The organism is Nostoc sp. (genome assembly GCF_036917535.1).
Taxonomy (GTDB): Bacteria; Cyanobacteriota; Cyanobacteriia; order Cyanobacteriales; family Nostocaceae; genus Nostoc.
Genome location: NZ_JBALDA010000091.1, coordinates 73,661 through 94,991, shown reverse-complemented (window position 1 = coordinate 94,991; position 21,331 = coordinate 73,661). Strand labels below are relative to the sequence as shown.

Genomic DNA, 21,331 nt, shown 5'->3' with positions numbered 1-21,331 from the left:
TTGCCTCCTGAATAACTGTTTTTCAACAATGCCAATGATTTATCAAAAGTTGATTAGAGAGTTATGCAAGAGTTAATGTAAACTTACACTTTTTAAGGAACTGCTTAAAGGATTAGGCGTCTAGAGTGAAGAGTCTTTGGGCAATTGGGCATTGGGCATTGATTATTTCCCCCCTGCTTCCCCTGCTCCCCCTGCCCTCTGTTCACCTGTCTCTCTGCTCCCCTGCTCTCAACCTCCCGTATGCTTACCCTTTTCATTCAGGGGTTACGTAGTTAACAATGGGTTGAATGTTTTTTGAAATAGATTCAACTTTATGGCTAGAACTGCAAATGAATATGCCGTATACCTCCTACTGGAAAGCGGCCACCGAGAAGAAGTACGTTTTCCTACTATTCAAGAGTTTCAGAAATGGTATAGCGGCGAACTTGTGCCAAAATCTGCTTCTAATGACTTCATTAGCGTTCCGATCAAAAATATTCAAGGGGAATATATGGTAGTACGCCCTTCTCGGATCGTCGCAATCCGGGTAGAACCTATTTTTAGTTCCAGTGTTGAAAGATTCAACTAAATGATGAGAAAAACCCTTGCTTTGCTTTCCTTGAGTTTAGGAATTGTTCTTGTAAATCCTCTCTGGTCGGCTGTTGCTCAGGTTCCTAACTTACTGCCGTTGCCAATACCGATTACTCCCGATCTTCCACCTATACCAATACCAATCACTCCTGAGATAACGCCGCCGCTAAAACCAATCGCCATCGTCAGCGATTGCATGCTCCGGCCGACTTGTTTGGGTTGGGATGAGCAAATTTGGGGTCAAAGAGGTAAAACAGGCGATCGCAATGCGTTGTTAGCTTCTATTGACAACAGTCTGCTTTACCTAACAAAGGGTGATGCGATCGCAGCATATCAAAATTATCCAGTTCGGGAAATTACTCTTGATCGCGTCCGCCGGAGTTTGCTGCGTTTCCGTCAACTGGTTGTCAGTTCTAACTCAGCAGCGCAACTACAAGCTGCTGTCCAGCGTGAGTTTGTCTTCTACCAATCTGTGGGCAACGATGGCAAGGGTACTGTTAAGTTCACTGCTTACTACGAACCTGTTTACACCGCTAGCCGTGTCAGAACTGCAATATATAAATATCCTCTTTATCGGCTACCACCTAATTTTAGCCAATGGCCTAAACCTCATCCAAAACGAATTGATTTGGAAGGGAAGGATGGTTTAAAAGGGAATAAAAGCAAGTTACATGGTTTAGAACTGCTTTGGTTTCGCGATCGCCTAGACGCATACATGGTACATATCCAAGGTTCTGCCCAAATTAAATTAACTAATGGTAAAACAACATCAATTGGCTATGCTGGTGGAACTGATTATCCTTGGACTAGTATCGGCAAAGAACTTGCCAAAGATGGCAAACTTCCACTGGCAGGATTGACAATGCCACGGATGATTGCTTATTTCCGGCAAAAACCCCAGGAGTTGAACAATTATCTACCGCGCTGGCAACGGTTTATTTTCTTCCAAGAAACTGGTGGTACTGCTGCTACAGGTAGTATTCATGTGCCAGTAACAGCAGAACGTTCCATTGCTACAGATAAGTCTCTCATGCCACCGGGAGCGTTAGCACTGATTTACAATTCATTTCCCTATCCTGCCAGTGGTGGCAAACTAGAGAGGCGTACTGTCAGCCGCTTTGTGCTTGACCAAGATACAGGAAGCGCCATCAAAGGGCCGGGCCGGGTGGATTATTTCATGGGGTCTGGTAAACTAGCAGGCGATCGCGCCGGTGTCACAGGCGGTAATGGTTCATTATATTATTTGCTGCTCAAAGAATAGATATTGGGCATGGGACATCGGGCATTGGGCATTGGGATTGAATCTTCAATTTTGAATTTTGAATTTTGAATTGATTTCTCCCCTGCTCCCTCATCCCCATTGCCCATTCCCCACTCCCTAGCTAATACGGCGGATAAGCAAAATCATCTTCATCAGCATAAACGTAAGAGTTGGAAACTCCTGCCATTTCCAATTTAGGCGTTTCTGATTTTATCGGTTCTTTGCCGAAATCTTTGTATTCTTCAAAAATCTTGCAAATCATTGCAGACTCAAGAGCATCGGAAGCAATTAAATATTGCGTTAAAGTCCCTACGGTAGGATGTTTATAGTCCACAGTTGAAGCTACCAAAACTGTATTTGGTTCAATGCCTCTTTCTTCACATTCAATGATCGGACAAAAAATCCCATGAGCGTGGAACAAAGGCCCTTTTGGTGTCAAAGGTTGCTTGCGGTAGATAGCATAAGCTTTTTCTAGTTCAGCAACGAATCCACTAACTACTTTGCCTTGCTGATATTCGCAGTAGGTTTTGCTAAAACTCGCTCCGGCTGCACCATTGAGAGTTAGTTGTAGTGGTGATTCATGTAAAAACTTTTTATTCTCACCCACTATAAAAATTAGATAGCGAGTAAAGGTTTTAAATTTAAGTTTGTCGGCTAAAAAAGCATCATAATTATCTTTGAGCGTACCCAGTTTTAAACCACTTTCCCGGTCTTTAACAGACAATGGCCCCCTACGCACTATAACCAAGCGTGGAGTAGTAGTAATAAAGACTGTTTCTATTCCAGAGCTAAATTCATGCTCCACTTGCTGCCAATTATCATCTGGCACAAAGCCGACAGCATTGGCATTATCCAGCTTAATCGCCAAACCGTGAGATTGTATACCATCTGTGCCATACCGAGGATTAATCATCTGACACCAGGGAAGGACTTGAGAAGGCGGTGCATTGAATTTCTCGTCTTCAAAGTCAAAATTAGCAGATGCTTTCATCGTTTTAGGCTATCGAAGTGTTTTATTGAACAAGGTTATCGGCAGGGCACTGATTCTGGAGAGCCAGTTATGTGCTGTGGTTCCCTAAAGTTTAAGAACATTAAACTGGCGTAGTATTTTTTCTAGAGTAAGACAGAATCAATCTATGTTGCAATCTCTGTTTAGTTTTTTAACAACAAATTCTTTCTTTGGCATCTCTCTATCTCAATACGATCTACTTTTTGCTCCTCTCGTGGTTAAATTCAAATCAGCAAATTACTGTGAACATAAAGCAGCGAGAGTCTTCAAATCTGGCACTTCTAAATCAGGTTGACTGACTGCTGGTAAATTCGCACTAACCCCTTGCTCTGCTCGACGATTTACCCAGACTGTTGATAATCCCAGAGATTTGGCTGTCACAATATCATGATATACACTAGCAGCAACATGTAATATCTGCTCTAGCGGCAAATCAATTCTCTCAATAGCCAGTCTGAAGTTGTTGAAAGAAGGTTTATAGCTTTTTGCCTGTTCTGCTGTGATTATCTGGTCAAATTTTACCTCCAAGTGCTTTGCCGAAAAAGTAAAGAGATCGTTATCTACATTTGAGATAATTACCAGCTTAAACTTTTGCTTTAAACTTCTAAGTGCCTCAACTGTATCAGGGAAAGGCAGCCAATGCTGAATCGAATCAGCAAGTGAATTTAGTTCGTCAGCAGTTGGCTCAAAGCCAAATCGTCCACCAAATTTTTGGACTACTCTTTTCAAAACTTCTCGATATTTGATATATTCTCCTTTTTCCAGTTCTGCTTCAAATTCAGCAAAAATATTGAGAATTTGCTCGTCATCCAAATTAGTGTTGTGTGCCAGCAGAAGTGGCTTTAGCACCCCCAAGATGCCATTCTCCCAATCAATTAAAGTTCCGTAACAATCGAAAGTTAAAGCCTTATACTGATTTAATTCAATCACCTTTTTATACTCCAGAGCTTGATTAATAGTGTTCGGTTTTCACAAACCAAAAGACGGGTGAACCCATCTGCAATCGCCACATCCACTGTTCTTGATGTTTCTGAACATTTTTCTATATCAGGGCAACGCAGAACTTATAGGTTGCTCAAAGATTGGCAAAGTGAACAGCCAAGGTTGTTTTGCCGTTATACCGACGTTAGAGGGCAGTGCTAACCGAAGTTGTATGGGCGTTATCCAAACAAACTTATATTACATTGATAATACAATATTACTAAGTTTAGGTGTGGGATAATAGTTATTCCAGAAAGAAAATTATTCCTAAGTATAGTTTGTATGGATCAGGACTTACGCATTGACAGAGAGACCAAAATAGCAACTATGTCTTTCAAGGCTTTTAGCTAGATTTTTCAACTCCCTTTTTGCGATGCCTGCGCCAGACTACGCCTACGCAACTAACAAAAAATAGTTTGTAAAAGGCTAAAACAACGTGTTTTCGTTAATACCCAAGATAGTTAGTTTGTACAGTGCGTAAGTCCAATATTTTTAAGTTAAAAACTGAAAAAAGCTTCTCAATAGTGTGTTTATCAACTCCTCCTTCTCGATTTAATACTTTTGAGATGGTAGCAGAATATAAACCAGAACGTATACTCATTTATTCAAAAGTGTATTTATTTCTAAAATTTTCTTTTATTTCGTCAATGGCAAGGCTCGAATGAGTTCTCTAATGACATCTGTTGCTGGTCTGCCTGTCTGTTCACAATATTTTTCAAGGTTTTTGGCTTCATTTGATGCCAGGTTTATAGTGATTCGCTTGACCGCCCATTTTTTGTTCATACTGAAATAGATAAATTGTGTAATCATAACTTTAAATCCTAATTTTACCTTCCAGCTGGAAAGTAACCTAAATTTTGGATATACTGAGATACCCTTTAAATAGGACACGTTGTAAATAAATATTGCAGGTATGCTTTACTGATTTACTAACTTGTGTATAAATGATAAAAAAAGAATCAATATTTGGTACTCATCATTTAATTTTTTATCCCTTTTAGCTTAGAGTGTAGTCTCATACCTACCCATTCGTTGCACATAGCAAGTACACGCAGCAATAACTACAGGACAAGGGTGACACATAAAGTCGCCAGTGTTTACAACAAAAGCGAGCGAATGGTCTAGAGTAAGCGAATTCAAATGTACTTGGCAAATAAAGATAAATTATAAAAGTATCCCTGTCTTTTCAATGTTTATTCATCATTGAAGGTGCAGGTTGAGAGCTATATTATTACTTAATAATTGACCGAAAATATTTATGGCATCTAGTTAATTCTAGATGAGCCAAATTTTACAGCCTTTCAATTAAACTATAAACCTGCTTTGTTCACCTCAATAACTCAATAAGTATTAGCAGAATATCTATTTATATCATTTTAATCAGATCCATAATTCAAGCTTAATTGTAATAAATTTATAATTAACAATATTGCAGAAAGCCTTAACCTAAATTTGTACTAACTTTAACTCAACCTTTGCTTACGCTGTATGTCTTAGTAAGAAGATTGTGTATTAACTATCTTAAAATACTGTATACCAATCGGATTTAAGATGTATTGCTACCATTAATCCAGAGATAAAAGTCAAATTGGAGGTTCTTACGAGTTGCTGTTTGCTGCATTAAGGATCGGAGATTCATAAAAACTGCAACTAACCCAATTACATATACTCTGAGCCAAATTAACTAGAGCGTAGACACATGAGACGCACAGATGCTGCTTGAATAGCGGAAAACTAGGTGTCTACGCCCACTGACATTTGCATATTTTCTGTGGTGTTTTCTTAACTATTCTTGAGGAGTACAAATGCTTGAGGCTATCGCTGTTGCTTGGTTATTACTGTTTTTTGGCGATTTTCTATCTACATTCTTTTACCATGTACCCGAGCACGTTTTTGGTAGCCTTCATTTAAAAACGCACCACTCCTGGAAAAAGGACTTCCGCCACTATGCTATTTTGACTTTTAATCCCCAGGTTCTTTTAGATGGTATCTTGGGAGCTTTACCTTATATATTTATAGCAGTAGTCTTGTGGTCTTTCTCTCCCATTGGCGTTATCTCTGGATTACTGCTTGGTCAGTTTCATGTATGGTGGAGACATATAAGTGTATTGGGTTGGCAAACTCCAAAACCTGTAAATATCTTATGTCAAATTCTATTTATTACTACTCCTGAGAGACACTGGTTACATCATCACAAAACTAATTTAGGTTTTGGCGATATTTTCACCTTCTTTGAACAACCTGCACAAATGTGGTTGCGCTGGCTGCGATTACTTAGACTTCGTTTTCGCGACTCTCGGATCTAACTAAAACTAGCGCTTACCTGAATACTTTTTAAAATTACCAAAAGAAGCTGCGATCGCAGCTTCTTTTGGTACATTCAAGGCGATTATTCTACTCTTAGAAATGCGTTCACCTATATACTCAAAAGCTAATTCCCAATTATATGAGGAGTAGCCACAAGAGACATTAATTTACCATAGATTTAAATCTATGCTTTCATCTAATTAAAAATTTTTTACTTATAGTTATTCTAGAACTTATCAAACAGTAAGCAAGTTATAAGAACGGAAGAATGCCTCTGGTAAAGAGTTTCAATGTATTTGCTACCGTTATACTTCGCTGTTATATCGTTAAGGTTTTTGGGAAAACTAGTCTTAATTAGTAAACTATTATATCCCTAGATTTTTATGACAATTCCTCTCTTTTCAAGAGATGCTAGGCCTAGCTTGCTTATGCAAAGGCGTGAAGGTGGCAGGAGGTTGCAATACAGTGTAGGTTTCTCTTTGAGACACTACGCCAACAAACCAACACTGATTGTGAGAAATTTGCAACCTGCTCTAAATGAGGTGTTTCATGTCCGCAGCTAGCCTCAGAAAGATGCTCAACAAAAAAGAGTTGCTATCTCTTATTCATAACTTAGTATACCAGTTCAACATCGTGATTGATGTTGAACTGGTAGACGGCACGAAACTGATTAGCATTGGGGAGCAAACTGTAGAAAACCGTTATCCGATCGAGGTTTCAGGAGAAATCATCGGTTGGGTTGTTGGAGAAGAACAAGCAACTATACTTGCAAATTTGCTCTCATTTCTGGCAAAGCAGGAAGCTGAGAAGAAAGTACTCGCCAAAGAATTGCTGGAGCGATATCAGGAAATCGATTTGTTTGACGATATCTCGACTCAACTGACAACAAGTTTAGATACGCGACAGATTGCCCAACTTGTGCTTCAAGAATTGAGTCAATTAATCGAATCATCTGCGGGGATGATTCTGCTTTTGAGTCCAGATGCAACTGCATTTGAAATCATTGCCGAATTTGGAGTGTTTTTTGAGCGCAGTCAGCCGGAACCAGGTAAGGGAATTATCGGCAACATTGTACAATCCAACCGAGCAGAACTTGTTAATGATGTGCAAGCCGATCCGCGATTAGAAGGGCAAAAAAACGTTGCTGCAATGATTTGTGTGCCGTTGCGAGCCAAGGAGCGGGTACTGGGAGCGATCGCTATTGGAACGACCAAAACTGACTCATACAAGGCTGAACACCTGAAACTGGTGAGTATCTTTGCCTCTCAAACAGCGATCGCCATTGACAAAGCTGTGCTTTACGAGCAAAGCACTCAAGCAGCCGTCCAAGCAAAAGCCCAGACACAGAGGCTTCAGCAAGCTCTCCATGAGTTGCAATTAGCCCAAACTCAGTTAATCCAAAGTGAAAAAATGTCTAGTCTCGGGCAACTCATTGCCGGAGTTGCCCACGAAATCAACAACCCGGTTAACTTTATTTGCGGCAATTTAAGGTATGTTGCTGAATATACTCAAGACTTGTTACACCTGTTAGAAAAGTATCAGAAATTCCTACCAGTTGCTCCTCCAGAACTGGAATCAGAGTTAGACAATATAGACCTGGAATTTATCATGCAGGATTTCCCCAAACTGCTAGATTCGATGAAACTGGGCACAGGTCGCATCGTCGAAATTGTCCAATCCCTGAAAAACTTCTCCCGCCATGATGAAGCTGAAATGAAAGCCGTGAACATCCACGATGGCATTGATGGAACATTAATGATTCTTCGTCATCGCCTGAAAGCAGATGTTCATCGTCCGGCAATTGAAATCGTTAAAGACTATGCAAAACTTCCCCTGATTGAATGCTATCCCGGACAGTTGAATCAGGTGTTTATGAACATCCTGGCAAATGCCATTGATGCTTTGGAAGAAAGTATGGAAAATTGGGGAGTCAAAAATAATCCCCAATCCTCAACCCCCAATCCGCAAATCACTATTCGTACCATAGCCATTGACCAACAATGGGTTGTGATTCGCATTGCCGACAACGGCCCAGGTATGAAGGAAGAGGTAATTCGCCGCATTTACGATCCCTTTTTCACCACGAAAGATATTGGTAAGGGAACCGGGTTAGGTATGGCAATCAGCTACCAAATTATTGTAGACAAACATGGGGGAATACTTAAGTGTCGTTCTCAACCGAGTGAAGGGACAGAATTCTGGATTCAGATTCCAGTAAATTGTGCATTGACAAACGCTGCTGAAGAACAAAATAGCATCTCTGCCTTGTCAACTCCCACAACAGAATCATCTCCTACTCCCGATACCGACGGCTTCATTTCATCAACAGTTCCAATGCTTAAACCGACGGATCTGCTGATTTGCCATACTCAACTGATTGAGCGACTTTCACAGCACAGTCCAGATGTGGAAGGTGCATCACCCGATCAAATTTACCAGATGTTTCAACGCTACCCAATTTCCTTAAAGCTTTACGCCACTTTGTTGTCTTGGTTCTGTTGTTTTAACCCTACCCAAATACGCCACTAAAGAAACCTTAACCATGTTTAAGCAACTTGATGAATACAACCGTCAGCTATTTGAACAATGCCCAGCTGGGCTGGCACTGTGCCGAACAGATGGGACACTGATTGATATCAACCCCGCCTACGCTGCTATTTTAGGGCGCACTGTTCCAGAAACCTTGAATCTCACTTACTGGCAGATTACCCCAGAAAAATATGCTGCCACGGAGCAATCTAGCCTAGAAGACTTGGAACGAACTGGTCGCTATGGGCCTTATGAGAAGGAGTATATCCACAAAGACGGGCACCTGGTTCCAGTCAGGTTATCTGGACTGATGATTGAGAGGGATGGGGAGCGGCTGATCTGGTCAAGTGTGGAAGATATTAGCGACCTCAAGCGTGTCCAGCAGGAACGTCAACATTCCGAAAAAATCTTGAAACAGAGCGAAGCACGATACCGTTCTCTGGTCAAAACTAACACACAAATTATCTGGGTCAGCACACCAGAAGGAATTTGCTTTGAATTGACAGACTGGATCGCCTACACAGGTCAAAGTCTAGCTGAAGCTGAAAATGGAGGCTGGATTGATGCTGTACATCCCGACGATCGTGGCTACACTGGAGAAGCCTGGGGTGTTGCCGTAGCAAACCTGAGCATGTATCAAATTGAATACCGAATTCGCGGCAAAGATGGCAACTATCGCTACTTTTGGGTCTGGGGTGCCCCCGTCATCGAAGATGATGGTAGCGTTCGGGAATGGATTGGCACCTGCACCGATATTCACGATCGCAAGCTGGCAGAAGCCGAAAATCAGCGTCTGAAAGAACGATATCGCTCGTTAGTAACTGCTACTTCACAGATCGTCTGGGGAGCTACCCCGGAAGGACTAGGAATAAGCAGTGAAATGCTCACCTGGATAGCCTATACGGGGCAGAGCGAAGCTGAAGTTGAAGGTTGGGGCTGGATCGATCCAATTCACCCCGATGACCGTGCTAGATCCACAGAAGTTTGGAATGCTGCTGTGGCAAACCGGGGGATCTACCAAACTGAATATCGGCTGCGTGGCAAGGATGGTACATACCGTTACTTCTCTGTCTGTGGTGCCCCTGTCCTAGAAGAAGACGGCAGCATTCGGGAATGGATTGGCACTTGTACTGATATTCACGATCGCAAACAGGCAGAAGCTGAAAATCAACGTTTATTGGATATGTTGAATCATTCCAGCGATGCCATCATCGTCCGCGACATGAGCGAGAAAATCTTGTACTGGAATCAAGGTGCCGAAAGGCTCTACGGTTGGACGCGTGAGGAAGTGAAAGACCAATACATTCACGCATTTATCAAAAAAACCTTTCCAAAACCAAAACAAGCGATCATAGCAGAGTTATTAGAGCAAGGCAATTGGGAAGGAGAAGTGCAACACCTCACCCATTATGGCAGACTGATTACCGTCCAGAGCCGATGGACGTTGCAACGGGACATCTCTGGTCAGCCCTGCGCGGTCTTGGAAATCAATACCGACATCACTGCCCGCAAACAAGCAGAAATCGCTCTCAGGCAACTGAATCAAGAACTGGAAGCTAGAGTTGTAGAGCGAACAGCGGCTGTGCAAAATACCCTAGCAGAAGCGCAGGGATTAAATGCCATTTTAGATAACTTAGCAGATGGTTTGTTAGTGGTAGACACCGCAGGACAAATCACCCACTTCAATCCTGCCTTTTTAGCCATGTATGGATTGACAGCTACCGCCCTCAAGGGTCATTACCGAGAATTGCCGATATCTGGTTTAGCAGACCTGATTACACGAACTCAGTCCCATCCCCAAGAGGTTTACTCTGCCGAAGTTGCACTAACCAAAGAACGCATTGGTCAGGCAGTGGCAACCGCCATTTTCAAAAAAACAGCAAACTCAGAACCCGCTACTTGCTTCGGTTCGGCGCTGCTAATTCGCGATGTGACGGCAGAAAAGGAAATCGACCAGATGAAGACCGACTTCATCTCAACAGTTTCTCATGAGCTGCGGACGCCACTGACTTCTGTCCTCGGTTTTGCATCGATCATTCAAGAAAAGTTGGAAACCGATGTGTTCCCAATGATTTCTACCGAAGACCGCAAGCTTCAGAAAACGATTAAGCGAGTGGCTGACAATCTCAATATTATTGTGTCGGAAGCAGAACGGCTGACGTCTTTGATTAACGATGTCCTAGACATCGCCAAGATGGAAGCAGGTAAGGTGGAATGGCAGATGCAGCCGATTGATCCCAGCGAATTACTGGATTGGGCAACCAATTCTACTGCTGGGTTATTTGAAACCAATGGTTTGCAATTGGTCAGCGAGATTGAATCTGGACTGCCTCAGATAGTAGGCGATCGCAATCGTTTGCTGCAAGTTTTAATCAACCTGATTTCCAATGCCGTTAAGTTTACCGAATCTGGTTGTGTCACCTGCCGCGTCAAACAAGAAAACAACGGTGTTTGTTTCAGCGTCATCGACACAGGCGTTGGTATTGCACCTGAAGACCAGCCAAAAGTATTCGAGAAATTCCGCCAAGTTGGCGACACTCTCACCGACAAACCCAAAGGCACAGGATTAGGACTGCCCATCTGTAAACAAATTGTCGATCATCACGGTGGTAGAATCTGGGTTGAGAGTGAACCAGGTAACGGCAGCATATTCTCGTTTATCATTCCCACCGACGCTAGCGATCAAAAAAACACTGCTAATCTGAATTTGGATACGCTAGTCAAACAACTCAAAGAACACGTCATCACTAAAAACGCTGTGCTCAACCAAAACCGTAAAACCATTTTGGTTGTAGATGATGACGCTAACATTCGGGAATTGCTCCGCCAACAACTGGAAAACGAAGGCTACAATGTTTGCGAAGGAAAGGACGGCATGGATGCAATTGATCAAATTAAAATATCCCGCCCCGATCTGATCCTCTTGGACGTGATGATGCCCCAAATCAACGGCTTCGATGTGGCAGCCGTTCTGAAAAACAATCCTCAAACCGCAGACATTCCGATTATTATTCTGTCAATTATTGAAAACAAAGAACGGGGCTATCATATTGGTATTGATCGCTATCTCACTAAGCCTATTGACACAGAAAAACTCCTCAACGAAATTGGCTCACTGCTTTACCAAGGCACTTCTAGTAAAAAGGTATTGGTTGTAGATAAAAATGCATCAGCCTTAAAAACCCTATCAGATGTACTGCAAACTCAGGGATACAGTGTGATTGAAGCCTCCAATCCGCAAGAATGCATTTATAAAGCCCTGTCAGCCAAACCTGACATGATCATCATCGATTCTATCTTCTCTCAAGAAGCCGATTTAGTGAAAACCCTACGCTTTGAGAAGGAGTTGGAAAATGTATTTTTTATTATGCTGTCTGAACAGTGATTACTAGGGAATAGGGATTGGAGACTGGGGACTGGGAAGGAATTATTCTAATCCTCAATCTTTAATTTCCAATGCCCAATGCTCAATGCCCAATGCCCAATACCCTATGCCCAATACCCAATCCCTATGACCCAGAAAATTCTAATTGTTGACGATGAACCTAATATTTTGATTTTGATGGAACAAGCCTTAGAAGCATTAGAAGATGAGGGTGTTGAACTTCTAACTGCTAGAAATGGAGAAGAAGCTCTCGAAACTATCAAAACTGAAAAACCAAACCTGGTTTTTCTTGATGTGATGATGCCGAAAATGAATGGTCTGCAAGTTTGCCATATTGTAAAAAACGACTTACAAATGGCTGACATTTATATCATAATTTTGACAGCTAAGGGACAGGAATTTGATAAACAAAAAGGAATTGAAGTTGGTGCAGACTTATATCTAACTAAACCATTCCGTCCCAAAGAAGTACTTGAAAAATCAATGCAGGTGTTGGGTTTTTGAGGAAAGTTATGAAGGCTTTTCATCTGCAATCGCTTCCAGTCTGCTGGAGGCGATCGCAGCACTTGGTAGTGCTAATTCATCCGCATTGGTGGGAGACAGATTTATGTAGGCAATTACAAAAGTCCATAACAATTTTCTTAGACTTAAAATGCTCTGAGTTGTGGGCTGGCTGAAACTTGGAAAAGCTTTTTACACCGAGGTTGCTGCTGGTTGAGATAACAACTTGTGCAAACGTGAGACCCGATTTTCCCCAAATGGTAAAACCTGGATGACTTCAGCCTCGAATGAGAAGCCCATGCGTTCCCAAAACTTCCGTGCCTTTGGATTCGAGCCTGAAATTGTAAAAAATCTATCTCCAAAGAACTCATCTTGCCAATGCCAATATTGTTTAAGTTGGGCGAATAATCTCATACAAATCCTGGGTACGGGTATACCAGTTACCCGACAGACGACCGATCGCGTGCAACTTTGCGACATCAATTGTGTTTTCCGGTGTAAGTAAATCGTCCCGAACATGCCACAGCACTGCCTCAGCAATAATTAATCCCGATTGGCTACCTTCATCCCCTACATAAATTATTTGCTTCAGCACACACTCAATATTAATGGGTGATTCAGCAACTCGTGGCGGACGCACTCGTTTTGAGGAAACAGGAGTTAGTCCCGCCACTTGAAATTCGTCCACATCTGGCGGAAAGTCCCTACTGGTGGCGTTCATCTGTTCCCCCAATTCTTCAACAACTATGTTGACCACTAGTTCACCCGACTGCTCTACATTCAGTAAAGTATCTTTTTTAACACCACGTTTTAGACCTGCGGAGATGGCTAAAGTCGGTGGATTAGCTGTCACGCCCATAAAAAAACTGAAAGGCGCAACATTATGCGTACCATCGCTGGCGATCGTTGACACCCAAGCAATCGGTCGGGGAACTACTGAACCGACAAGTAATTGGTAGGTATTTCGTGGGTCGTTCTGGGAGGGGTCGATAATCATTAAGGTTTTCCTTACTAAACACTACAGTTTTTCAAAACTCGATCTTGCTGAAGAGAAGCTTTCCTCCTTAATTGTGCGTAATTTTCATTGCTGCATCTTGCTTTTTATAGCTATAGCGATGTCTGATAACAAGCCGAAGAAGCGTCTGTGCTCGTTTGTCTGCAATACACTCTCACCTCTGTGCTTTTAGGAGAGAAGCTTTAAGATTTACTTCCCAACCGATTTTTGTTAGGTCTGTATTGAACTCAACCTAGAAGCACTATAGCAATGGTATTTGTTAGTGGTAATGACTTTTGACTTTTGACTTCCCCGTTCGCGTAGCATCTCGCAGAGAAGGGGCTGACAAGGCTTGAAAAGTAGGTGTACAGGGTTAGCAAAGCCTACACAAGCAAAGAAAACCTCTCCCTTGCCCCTGCTTGTTTAATTAGAAGGTAATTCTGGGAAACCTTAATTTGTGAGAGCGAGAGGCTTTTGCCAGAAGGAACTAGAATTAGGAAACACCTAGCTGGGTTCTTCTGACTTTTGAAATTAGGAGTGCATGTGTGCCAAAATCCCCTAAATATTTGCTGATTGGATCGACCGAGAATTACAGCGGTAAATCTGCAACTGTTCTGGGTTTGTCTCATCAGCTACAGCAAAAAGGTCTGGATATTAGCTACGGTAAACCACTCGGTACGTCTTTCAATTCGTCTAGTGGAACCGTAATTGAGGAAGATGTCCAGTTCATTGCTCTTAGCCTCAATTTGCCGGAAAACCGCGTTGCACCTACAATGCTGGCTTTGGATGAACCAAATGTGCAAAAGCGCTTGCGGGGGGAAGACAAAACCGATTATCAGCAGTCCCTAATACAGCAATATTTACATAAGTCTCAAGGAGATTTGGTGTTATTGGAGGGGCCTGGTAATTTGTCCGAAGGCAATTTGTTTGACTTGTCTTTGCTGCAAATGGCTGAAGTATTGGATGCTGGCGTGCTGTTAGTAGCCCGTTATAAATCGTTGCTTTCGGTTGAGGCGCTATTGGCTGCAAAACAGCGTCTGGGCGATCGCTTGATTGGAGTTGTAATCAATGATATTCCTGTCACTCAACTAGAAGCAGTTGATACTCTTTTGCGCCCATTTTTGGAACAGCGGGGGATTCCAGTGCTAGCAATGCTGCCGAATAGCGATTTGCTCCGCAGCGTCAGTGTTGGCGAATTAGTCAAGCAGTTAAAGGCTGATGTTCTCTGCCGCAACGATCGCATGGATTTGTTAGTAGAAAGTCTGGCAATTGGAGCGATGAATGTCAATTCAGCTGTAAAATATTTCCGCAAACGCCGGAATATGGCAGTGGTGACAGGAGGCGATCGGGTGGAAATTCAGCAAGCGGCTTTGGAAACTTCTACCCAATGTTTAATTCTCACTGGGCAACTACCACCCCCACCGTTCATTCTCAGTCGCGCTGAAGAACTAGAAATCCCCATTTTATCTGTTGACTTAGATACCCTCACCACTGTAGAAATTGTTGACCGCACTTTTGGTCAAGTCCGTGTCCACGAGCCGATTAAGGTTCTGTATATTTGCCAGTTGATGTCCCAGCATTTTGACATTGACCGCTTATTATCCAAACTAGATTTAACTCCCACAGCGGCATTGTCTTAGATTTATCAACTCAAACTATTAGGAGCATCAATGCTCAGTGATCAGTTAGGAGGCTGTATAGCTGGTGAGGATACAGTTGGCTCGTCGTCACCTCCCAGGCGACGGCGTGCTGTTTCCTTCCGCCCCATAGCTGGTACGTGCTTAGTTGCAGCAGCTAATCCAAAGACAGGCATATTCCCATAAATTGCCTCATATCTTTCCGGTTCTATTAAATAAGTTTCGTGCCAAATACCAACACTGTCATCAGCACCAATGGCTTGATTAAACCTTTGCCAAGCTTTTAAATGTGCATCGGCTGGATTTCTAGCAAAACGCTCTAAATCCTCGAACGATCGCCAATACTGAATCAGTCCTACCCCTCGCCAGTAAACAAAAGTTTCTCCACCTAAAAACCCTTTTTCGGGATTCTGGTAAAGGCTTCGTAACATGGGCGACATTGCTGTTGCAGTCGGAATCCATTTGGAAAAAGCGAATAATTTATTAATTCGCATCCCAATCAGAAACACAACAAAGGGTTGATCAATTTGGGCTGTGAATCGTCCCGGTATGACTTGAGGCATATACCACTCCTTGTTCTTAAGTTAATATGCAACTAATTGCATATTATTCATTTTATGCAATTAATTGCATAAGTCAAGTAGTGAATTCAAAATTATGGCATTAGCGCACGCAATATTAGCGGCTTTGGTTGAAGCACCCTGTAGTGGATATGATTTAGCAAAAAGATTCGATGGCTCTGTAGGCTTTTTCTGGTCAGCAAGTCACCAGCAGATTTATCGGGAGTTGGCGAAGCTAGAAGATCGAGGATGGATTAGTTCCGAGTCGATTCTTCAAGCAGGACGGCCAGATAAAAGGCTTTACAGTGTTACAGACTTGGGAGAACAGCACCTCAAAGAGTGGATTGCTCAATCTTGTGAACCCACACCGATTAAAGATGATTTGCTAGTTAAAATTTTTGCTGGTCATATTGTTCCTAAGCAAATTATCTTGGCAGAACTAGAAAATCATCAAAAAGCCCATCTAAAAAAATTGTCTACGTATAAGGACTTAGAACAGCGTTACTTTCAGAATCCGCAAGAACTGCCAGAAACAGGCAAATTTCAGTATTTAACTCTTCTAAATGGCATTAGTTATGAAACGCATTGGCTAGCTTGGTGTTACCAAGTAATGGAGTTACTGAACCAAACAATTGAAAATTAGTAGCAATGTTTAACTCAAGTTTTTCTCGCATCTACACGCTGTTTGCTAAAATATCTGGGTCGTTTAATCTGATTTTCTCCATCTTTGAGCCAATCAACAGACCTTATTAACCTAGATACATTAGCGCAAGAACTAGCGACAATCCAGCAAACGGGTTCTAAAAGAATTGCCTTGCTGGGTTCTCGTCACGTCCCGATTACGCATCAGAATCTTATTGAAATGATGACTTATGCCCTAGTTTTATCGGGTAATCGAATCATCACTTCTGGTGCTATAGGTACAAATTCAGCTGCTATCAAGGGAGCAACGCGGGCTGATGCAAATTTGTTGACAGTGATTCTACCCCAAAGCCTGGAACGCCAGCCTTTAGAATCGCGCCAGCAACTAGAACAGGTAATGCATCTAGTCGAAAATCCCAGTAATGATAATCTGTCTCTTGCGGAAGCTAGTTACTTGTGCAACAAGGAGATTGTCTCCCGTTGCCAGCAATTAATCTGCTTTGCGTTTCACGACAGTGGTACCCTGTTACAAACTTGTCAGGATGCAGAAGAACAAAGAAAAGTGGTGACGCTTTTTTACTTTGATTAGTCATTTGTCATTTGTCTTTCGTCTTCTCTTACAAAGTTCCGATGCCTACGGCGGGCTGCACCAACGGAGGAAACCTCCGCTCAGACTTTGCGCTTAGTCCTTTGTATTAGACTAATGACCGATGACTGATGACTAATAAACAATAACTAATAAGTAATGATAATTTTTTTGTACTTGATCGCTGCTGCTGCCGTTCTAATTTATGTGCCATTTTTGCTAGTAGCTTATGCCCGTGCGCGTATTGGTTATGAAATGTTGTCTACCCCTCGCGCTCTGTTTGATAAATTGCCACCTTATGCCCAACGAGCTACTTGGGCACATCAGAATACCTTTGAAGCGTTTATGGTGTTTGCGGCAGCCGCATTGATGGCTTATGTAACTGGTGTAAATTCTTCTACAGCACAAGTGGCTGCGATCGCCTTTGTGGTGGCCCGTTTCCTATACTTGATTTTTTATATTTTGAATATACCCCTTTTGCGCTCCCTGATGTTTGCCATTGGCATCCTTGGCTGTGCCACTCTCTTTTTCTTAAGCATCATTCAAGCTACTAGTTAATTGGGGCATGGAAAGTGAAGACTGGGGAAGAGTTTTCCCAATACTCAATACCCAATCCAAAATCCTTCGACTGAGCGAAGTCGAAGTCCAAAATCTAAAATCCAAAATGTTTTATGGCTTCTACTTTTTCCTTTGACATTGTGAGCGACTTTGACCGACAAGAGTTAGTTAACGCTGTCGATCAAGTTGTACGAGACATCAAAGGTCGTTACGACCTCAAAGACACTGAAACTACTGTCGAGTTAGTCGAAGAAAACATTAACGTTAGTACTGATAGCGAGTTTACCTTAGATTCTGTACACACCATTCTGCGAGAGAAAGCCGCCAAGCGTAACCTTTCTCAAAAAATCTTTGATTTTGGCAAGGTTGAATCAGCAAGTGGTAATCGCGTGCGTCAAGAAATCAAACTCAAAAAAGGTATCAGTCAGGAAATCGCCAAACAAATTTCCAAGTTGATTCGCGACGAATTCAAAAAGGTACAAGCCTCAATTCAAGGGGATGCTGTGCGGGTTTCTGCTAAATCTAAAGATGACTTGCAAGTTGTCATGCAGCGGCTAAAACAAGAAGACTACCCAGTTGCTTTGCAATTTACAAATTATCGTTAAAAGATTTGCATGGTGGGTATTGCCTCTCCAAACTACATTTTTGGGCAGAGGGGAGTAAATTCTAGGGTTCCCCTTCGAGAACCCCAGAATGCTTGCTAAAACTAACTTCTATGCACAACTGTGCGCCTCTACTGTCATCAAGCCCTAGAACCAATACTTCTTTGAAATGCCGGACGCTCAGATAACTGCTTCATATAGTTCAACACCGCTGGATAGGGGCCGAGGTCTAGTTTCAGTATCATGGGAATATAATTCAGAATAGCCGCTACTGCCACATCAGCAACAGTGAAATGATCGCCAAGTAAAAAAAGTTGCTTACTGAAAATTTCATTTAATGGAGTCAACAAGCGGAGCATTTCCCGTTCCCTATTCTCCTCTCTAAAAATCCCTGGGCCAAGGGTAGCATTAGCAAACAACACCCATTGAGAAAATACAGCACGTTCCTCTAGTGAAAGTGGAATTTTACTGTACTTATCGGCAAGATACAGTAAAATTGCCCCAGATTCCCAAAGCTGAAAATTTCCATCAACAATTGCTGGAACTTTACCAAATGGGTTAATTGCCAAATATTCAGGCTTGAGATGTTCACCTGCCTGTATATCAAGTTTGACGAATTCGTAGGGAATTTCTAATTCTTCTAAATACCAGTGAACAATTGAAGCTCGGCTACGAGCGCTGCCGTAAAGTTTTAGCATAATTACTTAAAGAACTTTGTGAGTGTGAGAATGCTGTTTAACGTTGTCTTCTTTGGTTACAACTCTAGCGGCGTTTAACACTCGCTTGCGCTCAATGGAATATTTAAATTCAGTGTAGTTTGTACCCAAGGGAATTAAAGATTTTGCAGATTCACGACGCTTGTAGGTACGAGCTGCTGCAAATGCCCGTGGCACAAATTCCTCTCCAAACTGAGCCGACTCTGGGAAGCCATCTGGCAGCAGTTGTGAATCGCCATCCAGCACAGATCCTAAAGTTGTGGCATGAGCCAACTTATAAGAGGTAGGAATGCCCTTTAAAAGCGCTTCCAAAGCCGCAGAGGGAATCGGCTCGATAACTTCAATTTGATAAACTTCTCCATCTTCTTTGACGAAGCAGGTTGCCAAGCCAATAACAATGTAATCATCGGTTGCTAAATCAGGGGCATTGGGATAGGAAATTGCAGTTGTCATCGGGAAATTTCTCAAAACTTAAAAATTGAATCTAGGGAATGGGCCAAACAAGGCATTGAAAAGAGACAAGGTAGACAAGGAAGAGGAGGGAGATAAGGAGAGAAGTCTGAGCGCCAGCTTCCGGCGCTCAGAACTTCGGAGAGAGACTTGTTCAATAATTCACCCTTGTCCCCTGCTCCTCTGCTCCTCTGTCTCCCCTGCTCCCCTGCTTCCTCATTCCCTCTCTAATAACGGCTTGTTGGCATTCTACCAATTTGTCGCTCTCACTACTTGACTAGTCTTTAAGATTGATATCTGCTATTTCTGGAATTCACCTTTGGGATCGAGTATCCATGATTAGGTTTGAAAAGCAATTGTTTATTTAAGGCATAGATTTTTACTGGTGTGAGTAGTTTAAATTCAGTCTTGAGATGGCTTTCCAGTAACCAGAAATACTTTAAAAGTAGACCCAATGGTAAAACCACCAGAGGGAAAAAACTAGAATTTTATTTCACAAAGCATGGATTTAATGTAGGAAAAGATGAATATTCACTCATTTTTAGCTGACGATGACCAGCAAAGTAAACAATACAAGTATGTTCTAAATACTACAAATAAAGTGGAGGGAAGAAGGAAAAGCGATCGCAGCAAATCTAATTTTGCGGATAGCTACTTACGCTCTTTTGCTTTAAAGTTGGCTCAACAAGGAGATTATACTGAAGCGATCGCACTTTTAAGTCAACTAATTAGCTGCAATCCTCACAATGCCGTTGATTACAACAATCGGGGGCTAATTTATTTTCAAAGTGGTGAAAGGCAAAAAGCGCTTTACGACTATAACACCGCCCTCAAACTTAATCCCTATTTGGCTAGTGCTTATAACAATCGAGCAAATTACTACGCAGCTTGTGGAGAATTAGCAGCAGCACTTGTCGACTACGATCAAGCGATTGATTTGAATCCTCGTCATGTCAGGGCGTGGATTAATAGAGGCATTACCTGGCGTGATTTGGGGCAATATGAGGAGGCAATTGAGAATTTTGAGGTAGCACTGCTTTTCGGTCAACTAGAAGGTCATATCTGGGCTGAACGCGGCAGAACTTACCATCTTTGGGGTGACTGGAATCGTGCGATCGCTGATTATCGTCGCGCCCTTACTCAACTGCCCTCTCTCGACAATAGTAAGGATATTACTGGTTGTCGCTTGTGCTTACAACTCGAAAATTGGCTCAAGGAGTTACTATTTGAATCAGCGTCCTAATTGGTAGATTAGTCCTTTTTGCAAATTCAAGATTCAAAAAGTAAATTTTTCATTTTGAATTTTTCATTTTGAATTTTTAATTGGAGGGAAGCGACGCTGTATCTCTAATGACTAATAGATGATAACTACATAGCTATTCAAAAACTAGCTATTAACCATTACTTATTAGCAACAATATAAATTAACACCCGGTTTATACGTAGCCTGAATTACAATAAATCTAAATAATCCCAAATTCGCCATTCATCTTAGGGTGATGAGTCTGTTTGTTCATCTTCTCGGCGTTCTTGATTTATCCACACAATCTGACGCTGGCTAGGATCGAATCGGTATCCTTGTTGTTGCCTAATACTTTTAGCTTGTTGCGGATCGAAGTTACGGCTAAATTCTGCCTGCAAACCATTGACATGTGCTTCCATCAGCTTGACTTCAGTACTAATTTCTCGCAACTTTTCCTGCTGTAACCAATGATAAGGCAAGAGTTGTGTTAAGGCAGATGCTGCAACGGCTGTAATCACAAGATTAACTACTATTTTGGCTGTGCTTTCCAGTGCCATCATCTGATAAGAACGTTGACGAAGATGCCGCTTTGGTCGAGGAGTGACCCGACGTTTTTGTATAGGTTGTGACGGTGGTCTTGACGGTTGAATCGCGTTCATGATCCTAAAATATAACCTCGCTTAGTCAACGGAAGCATTATCAAGAGTGCTGAGTTATGAATTTTGTTAGCGGTAGCTGGGGTTTAGCCTGTGCTGAGTTGAAAATCTCACTCAACACTCAGCACTCGATACTCGGAACTG

The 21,331-nt window shown here is 42.2% G+C and carries 22 protein-coding genes; 12 read left to right on the top strand and 10 right to left on the bottom strand.

The annotated features are described in order from the left end of the window. Positions 1-313 precede the first annotated feature (313 nt). Together V7K56_RS30265 and mltA are read left to right on the top strand one after the other, a co-directional pair. Positions 314-568: a hypothetical protein gene (locus V7K56_RS30265; RefSeq protein ID WP_190728057.1), complete on the top strand. Its 255-nt coding sequence runs from the start codon at positions 314-316 to the stop codon at positions 566-568. Positions 569-571: 3 nt separating this feature from the next. Next, positions 572-1,831 carry a murein transglycosylase A gene (gene mltA / locus V7K56_RS30260; protein WP_334916847.1) on the top strand — a complete coding sequence of 420 codons (1,260 nt, stop codon included), beginning with the start codon at positions 572-574 and terminating at the stop codon, positions 1,829-1,831. 121 nt (positions 1,832-1,952) lie between these two features. Here the strand turns inward: mltA and V7K56_RS30255 are convergent, their stop codons facing one another. The 3 genes from V7K56_RS30255 to V7K56_RS30245 form a co-directional block, all read right to left on the bottom strand. Then, positions 1,953-2,822 (bottom strand): DUF5895 domain-containing protein, encoded by an 870-nt coding sequence (locus tag V7K56_RS30255; protein WP_334916692.1) that lies wholly within the window; start codon positions 2,820-2,822, stop codon positions 1,953-1,955. Between the two features lie 255 nt (positions 2,823-3,077). Further along, complete coding sequence (locus V7K56_RS30250; RefSeq protein WP_334916690.1) at positions 3,078-3,770, bottom strand: haloacid dehalogenase type II; 693 nt, start codon at positions 3,768-3,770, stop codon at positions 3,078-3,080. A gap of 687 nt (positions 3,771-4,457) precedes the next feature. Then, entirely contained in the window at positions 4,458-4,604 is a 147-nt protein-coding gene (locus V7K56_RS30245; protein ID WP_094348756.1) for a ribbon-helix-helix protein, CopG family, read from the bottom strand. Positions 4,605-5,626: 1,022 nt separating this feature from the next. Between V7K56_RS30245 and V7K56_RS30240 the strand changes: the two genes are divergently transcribed. From V7K56_RS30240 to V7K56_RS30225, 4 genes are all read left to right on the top strand, one after another. Further along, positions 5,627-6,127: a fatty acid hydroxylase gene (locus V7K56_RS30240; protein ID WP_334916687.1), complete on the top strand. Its 501-nt coding sequence runs from the start codon at positions 5,627-5,629 to the stop codon at positions 6,125-6,127. A gap of 550 nt (positions 6,128-6,677) precedes the next feature. Continuing rightward, positions 6,678-8,657, top strand: a complete 1,980-nt coding sequence (locus V7K56_RS30235; protein WP_334916685.1) for a GAF domain-containing sensor histidine kinase — start codon at positions 6,678-6,680, stop codon at positions 8,655-8,657. A 13-nt stretch (positions 8,658-8,670) separates the two neighbouring features. Next, positions 8,671-12,042 carry a PAS domain S-box protein gene (locus tag V7K56_RS30230; protein WP_334916683.1) on the top strand — a complete coding sequence of 1,124 codons (3,372 nt, stop codon included), beginning with the start codon at positions 8,671-8,673 and terminating at the stop codon, positions 12,040-12,042. 126 nt (positions 12,043-12,168) lie between these two features. Then, complete coding sequence (locus tag V7K56_RS30225) at positions 12,169-12,546, top strand: response regulator transcription factor (RefSeq protein WP_334916681.1); 378 nt, start codon at positions 12,169-12,171, stop codon at positions 12,544-12,546. A 6-nt stretch (positions 12,547-12,552) separates the two neighbouring features. On the opposite strand, the gene V7K56_RS30220 is transcribed toward V7K56_RS30225, so the two are convergent. Genes V7K56_RS30220 through V7K56_RS30210 form a run of 3 tightly spaced genes read right to left on the bottom strand, consistent with a single transcriptional unit; the run spans position 12,553 to position 13,540 of the window. Next, on the bottom strand, positions 12,553-12,678 hold the full coding sequence (locus tag V7K56_RS30220; protein ID WP_334916679.1) for a hypothetical protein: 126 nt from the start codon (positions 12,676-12,678) through the stop codon (positions 12,553-12,555). Between the two features lie 57 nt (positions 12,679-12,735). After that, on the bottom strand, positions 12,736-12,957 hold the full coding sequence (locus V7K56_RS30215) for a hypothetical protein (protein WP_334916677.1): 222 nt from the start codon (positions 12,955-12,957) through the stop codon (positions 12,736-12,738). After that, positions 12,935-13,540 (bottom strand): flavin reductase family protein, encoded by a 606-nt coding sequence (locus V7K56_RS30210; protein ID WP_334916675.1) that lies wholly within the window; start codon positions 13,538-13,540, stop codon positions 12,935-12,937. The genes V7K56_RS30215 and V7K56_RS30210 overlap by 23 nt, the downstream gene beginning before the upstream one ends. A 542-nt stretch (positions 13,541-14,082) precedes the next feature. On the opposite strand from V7K56_RS30210, the gene V7K56_RS30205 reads away from it, so the two are divergent. Next, positions 14,083-15,177: a phosphotransacetylase family protein gene (locus V7K56_RS30205; RefSeq protein WP_334916673.1), complete on the top strand. Its 1,095-nt coding sequence runs from the start codon at positions 14,083-14,085 to the stop codon at positions 15,175-15,177. A gap of 41 nt (positions 15,178-15,218) precedes the next feature. On the opposite strand, the gene V7K56_RS30200 is transcribed toward V7K56_RS30205, so the two are convergent. Beyond that, on the bottom strand, positions 15,219-15,737 hold the full coding sequence (locus V7K56_RS30200; protein WP_334916671.1) for a DUF4188 domain-containing protein: 519 nt from the start codon (positions 15,735-15,737) through the stop codon (positions 15,219-15,221). Between the two features lie 94 nt (positions 15,738-15,831). Here V7K56_RS30200 and V7K56_RS30195 point away from each other — a divergent pair, with 94 nt between their 5' ends. The 4 genes from V7K56_RS30195 to V7K56_RS30180 all read left to right on the top strand — a co-directional run bounded on the left by V7K56_RS30195 (position 15,832) and on the right by V7K56_RS30180 (position 18,125). Further along, positions 15,832-16,377 (top strand): PadR family transcriptional regulator, encoded by a 546-nt coding sequence (locus tag V7K56_RS30195; RefSeq protein ID WP_334916669.1) that lies wholly within the window; start codon positions 15,832-15,834, stop codon positions 16,375-16,377. Positions 16,378-16,461: 84 nt separating this feature from the next. Then, positions 16,462-16,965, top strand: coding sequence for a DNA recombination-mediator protein A (locus tag V7K56_RS30190; RefSeq protein WP_334916667.1), 504 nt, complete (start codon positions 16,462-16,464; stop codon positions 16,963-16,965). Positions 16,966-17,121: 156 nt separating this feature from the next. Next, the gene (locus V7K56_RS30185; RefSeq protein WP_334916665.1) at positions 17,122-17,520 is read left to right on the top strand and encodes an MAPEG family protein; all 399 of its coding nucleotides are present in this window, start codon (positions 17,122-17,124) and stop codon (positions 17,518-17,520) included. Positions 17,521-17,633: 113 nt separating this feature from the next. Next, entirely contained in the window at positions 17,634-18,125 is a 492-nt protein-coding gene (locus V7K56_RS30180; protein ID WP_334916663.1) for a YajQ family cyclic di-GMP-binding protein, read from the top strand. A 137-nt stretch (positions 18,126-18,262) separates the two neighbouring features. Here V7K56_RS30180 and V7K56_RS30175 read toward each other — a convergent pair whose 3' ends face one another. Both V7K56_RS30175 and V7K56_RS30170 read right to left on the bottom strand, forming a co-directional pair. After that, complete coding sequence (locus V7K56_RS30175; protein WP_334916661.1) at positions 18,263-18,820, bottom strand: glutathione S-transferase family protein; 558 nt, start codon at positions 18,818-18,820, stop codon at positions 18,263-18,265. 6 nt (positions 18,821-18,826) lie between these two features. Next, on the bottom strand, positions 18,827-19,291 hold the full coding sequence (locus V7K56_RS30170; RefSeq protein WP_292738383.1) for a hypothetical protein: 465 nt from the start codon (positions 19,289-19,291) through the stop codon (positions 18,827-18,829). Between the two features lie 520 nt (positions 19,292-19,811). Here V7K56_RS30170 and V7K56_RS30165 point away from each other — a divergent pair. Further along, entirely contained in the window at positions 19,812-20,531 is a 720-nt protein-coding gene (locus V7K56_RS30165; protein WP_334916659.1) for a tetratricopeptide repeat protein, read from the top strand. Between the two features lie 248 nt (positions 20,532-20,779). Here the strand turns inward: V7K56_RS30165 and V7K56_RS30160 are convergent, their stop codons facing one another. Beyond that, positions 20,780-21,190, bottom strand: a complete 411-nt coding sequence (locus V7K56_RS30160) for a hypothetical protein (protein WP_334916657.1) — start codon at positions 21,188-21,190, stop codon at positions 20,780-20,782. Between the last annotated feature and the right edge of the window lie 141 nt (positions 21,191-21,331).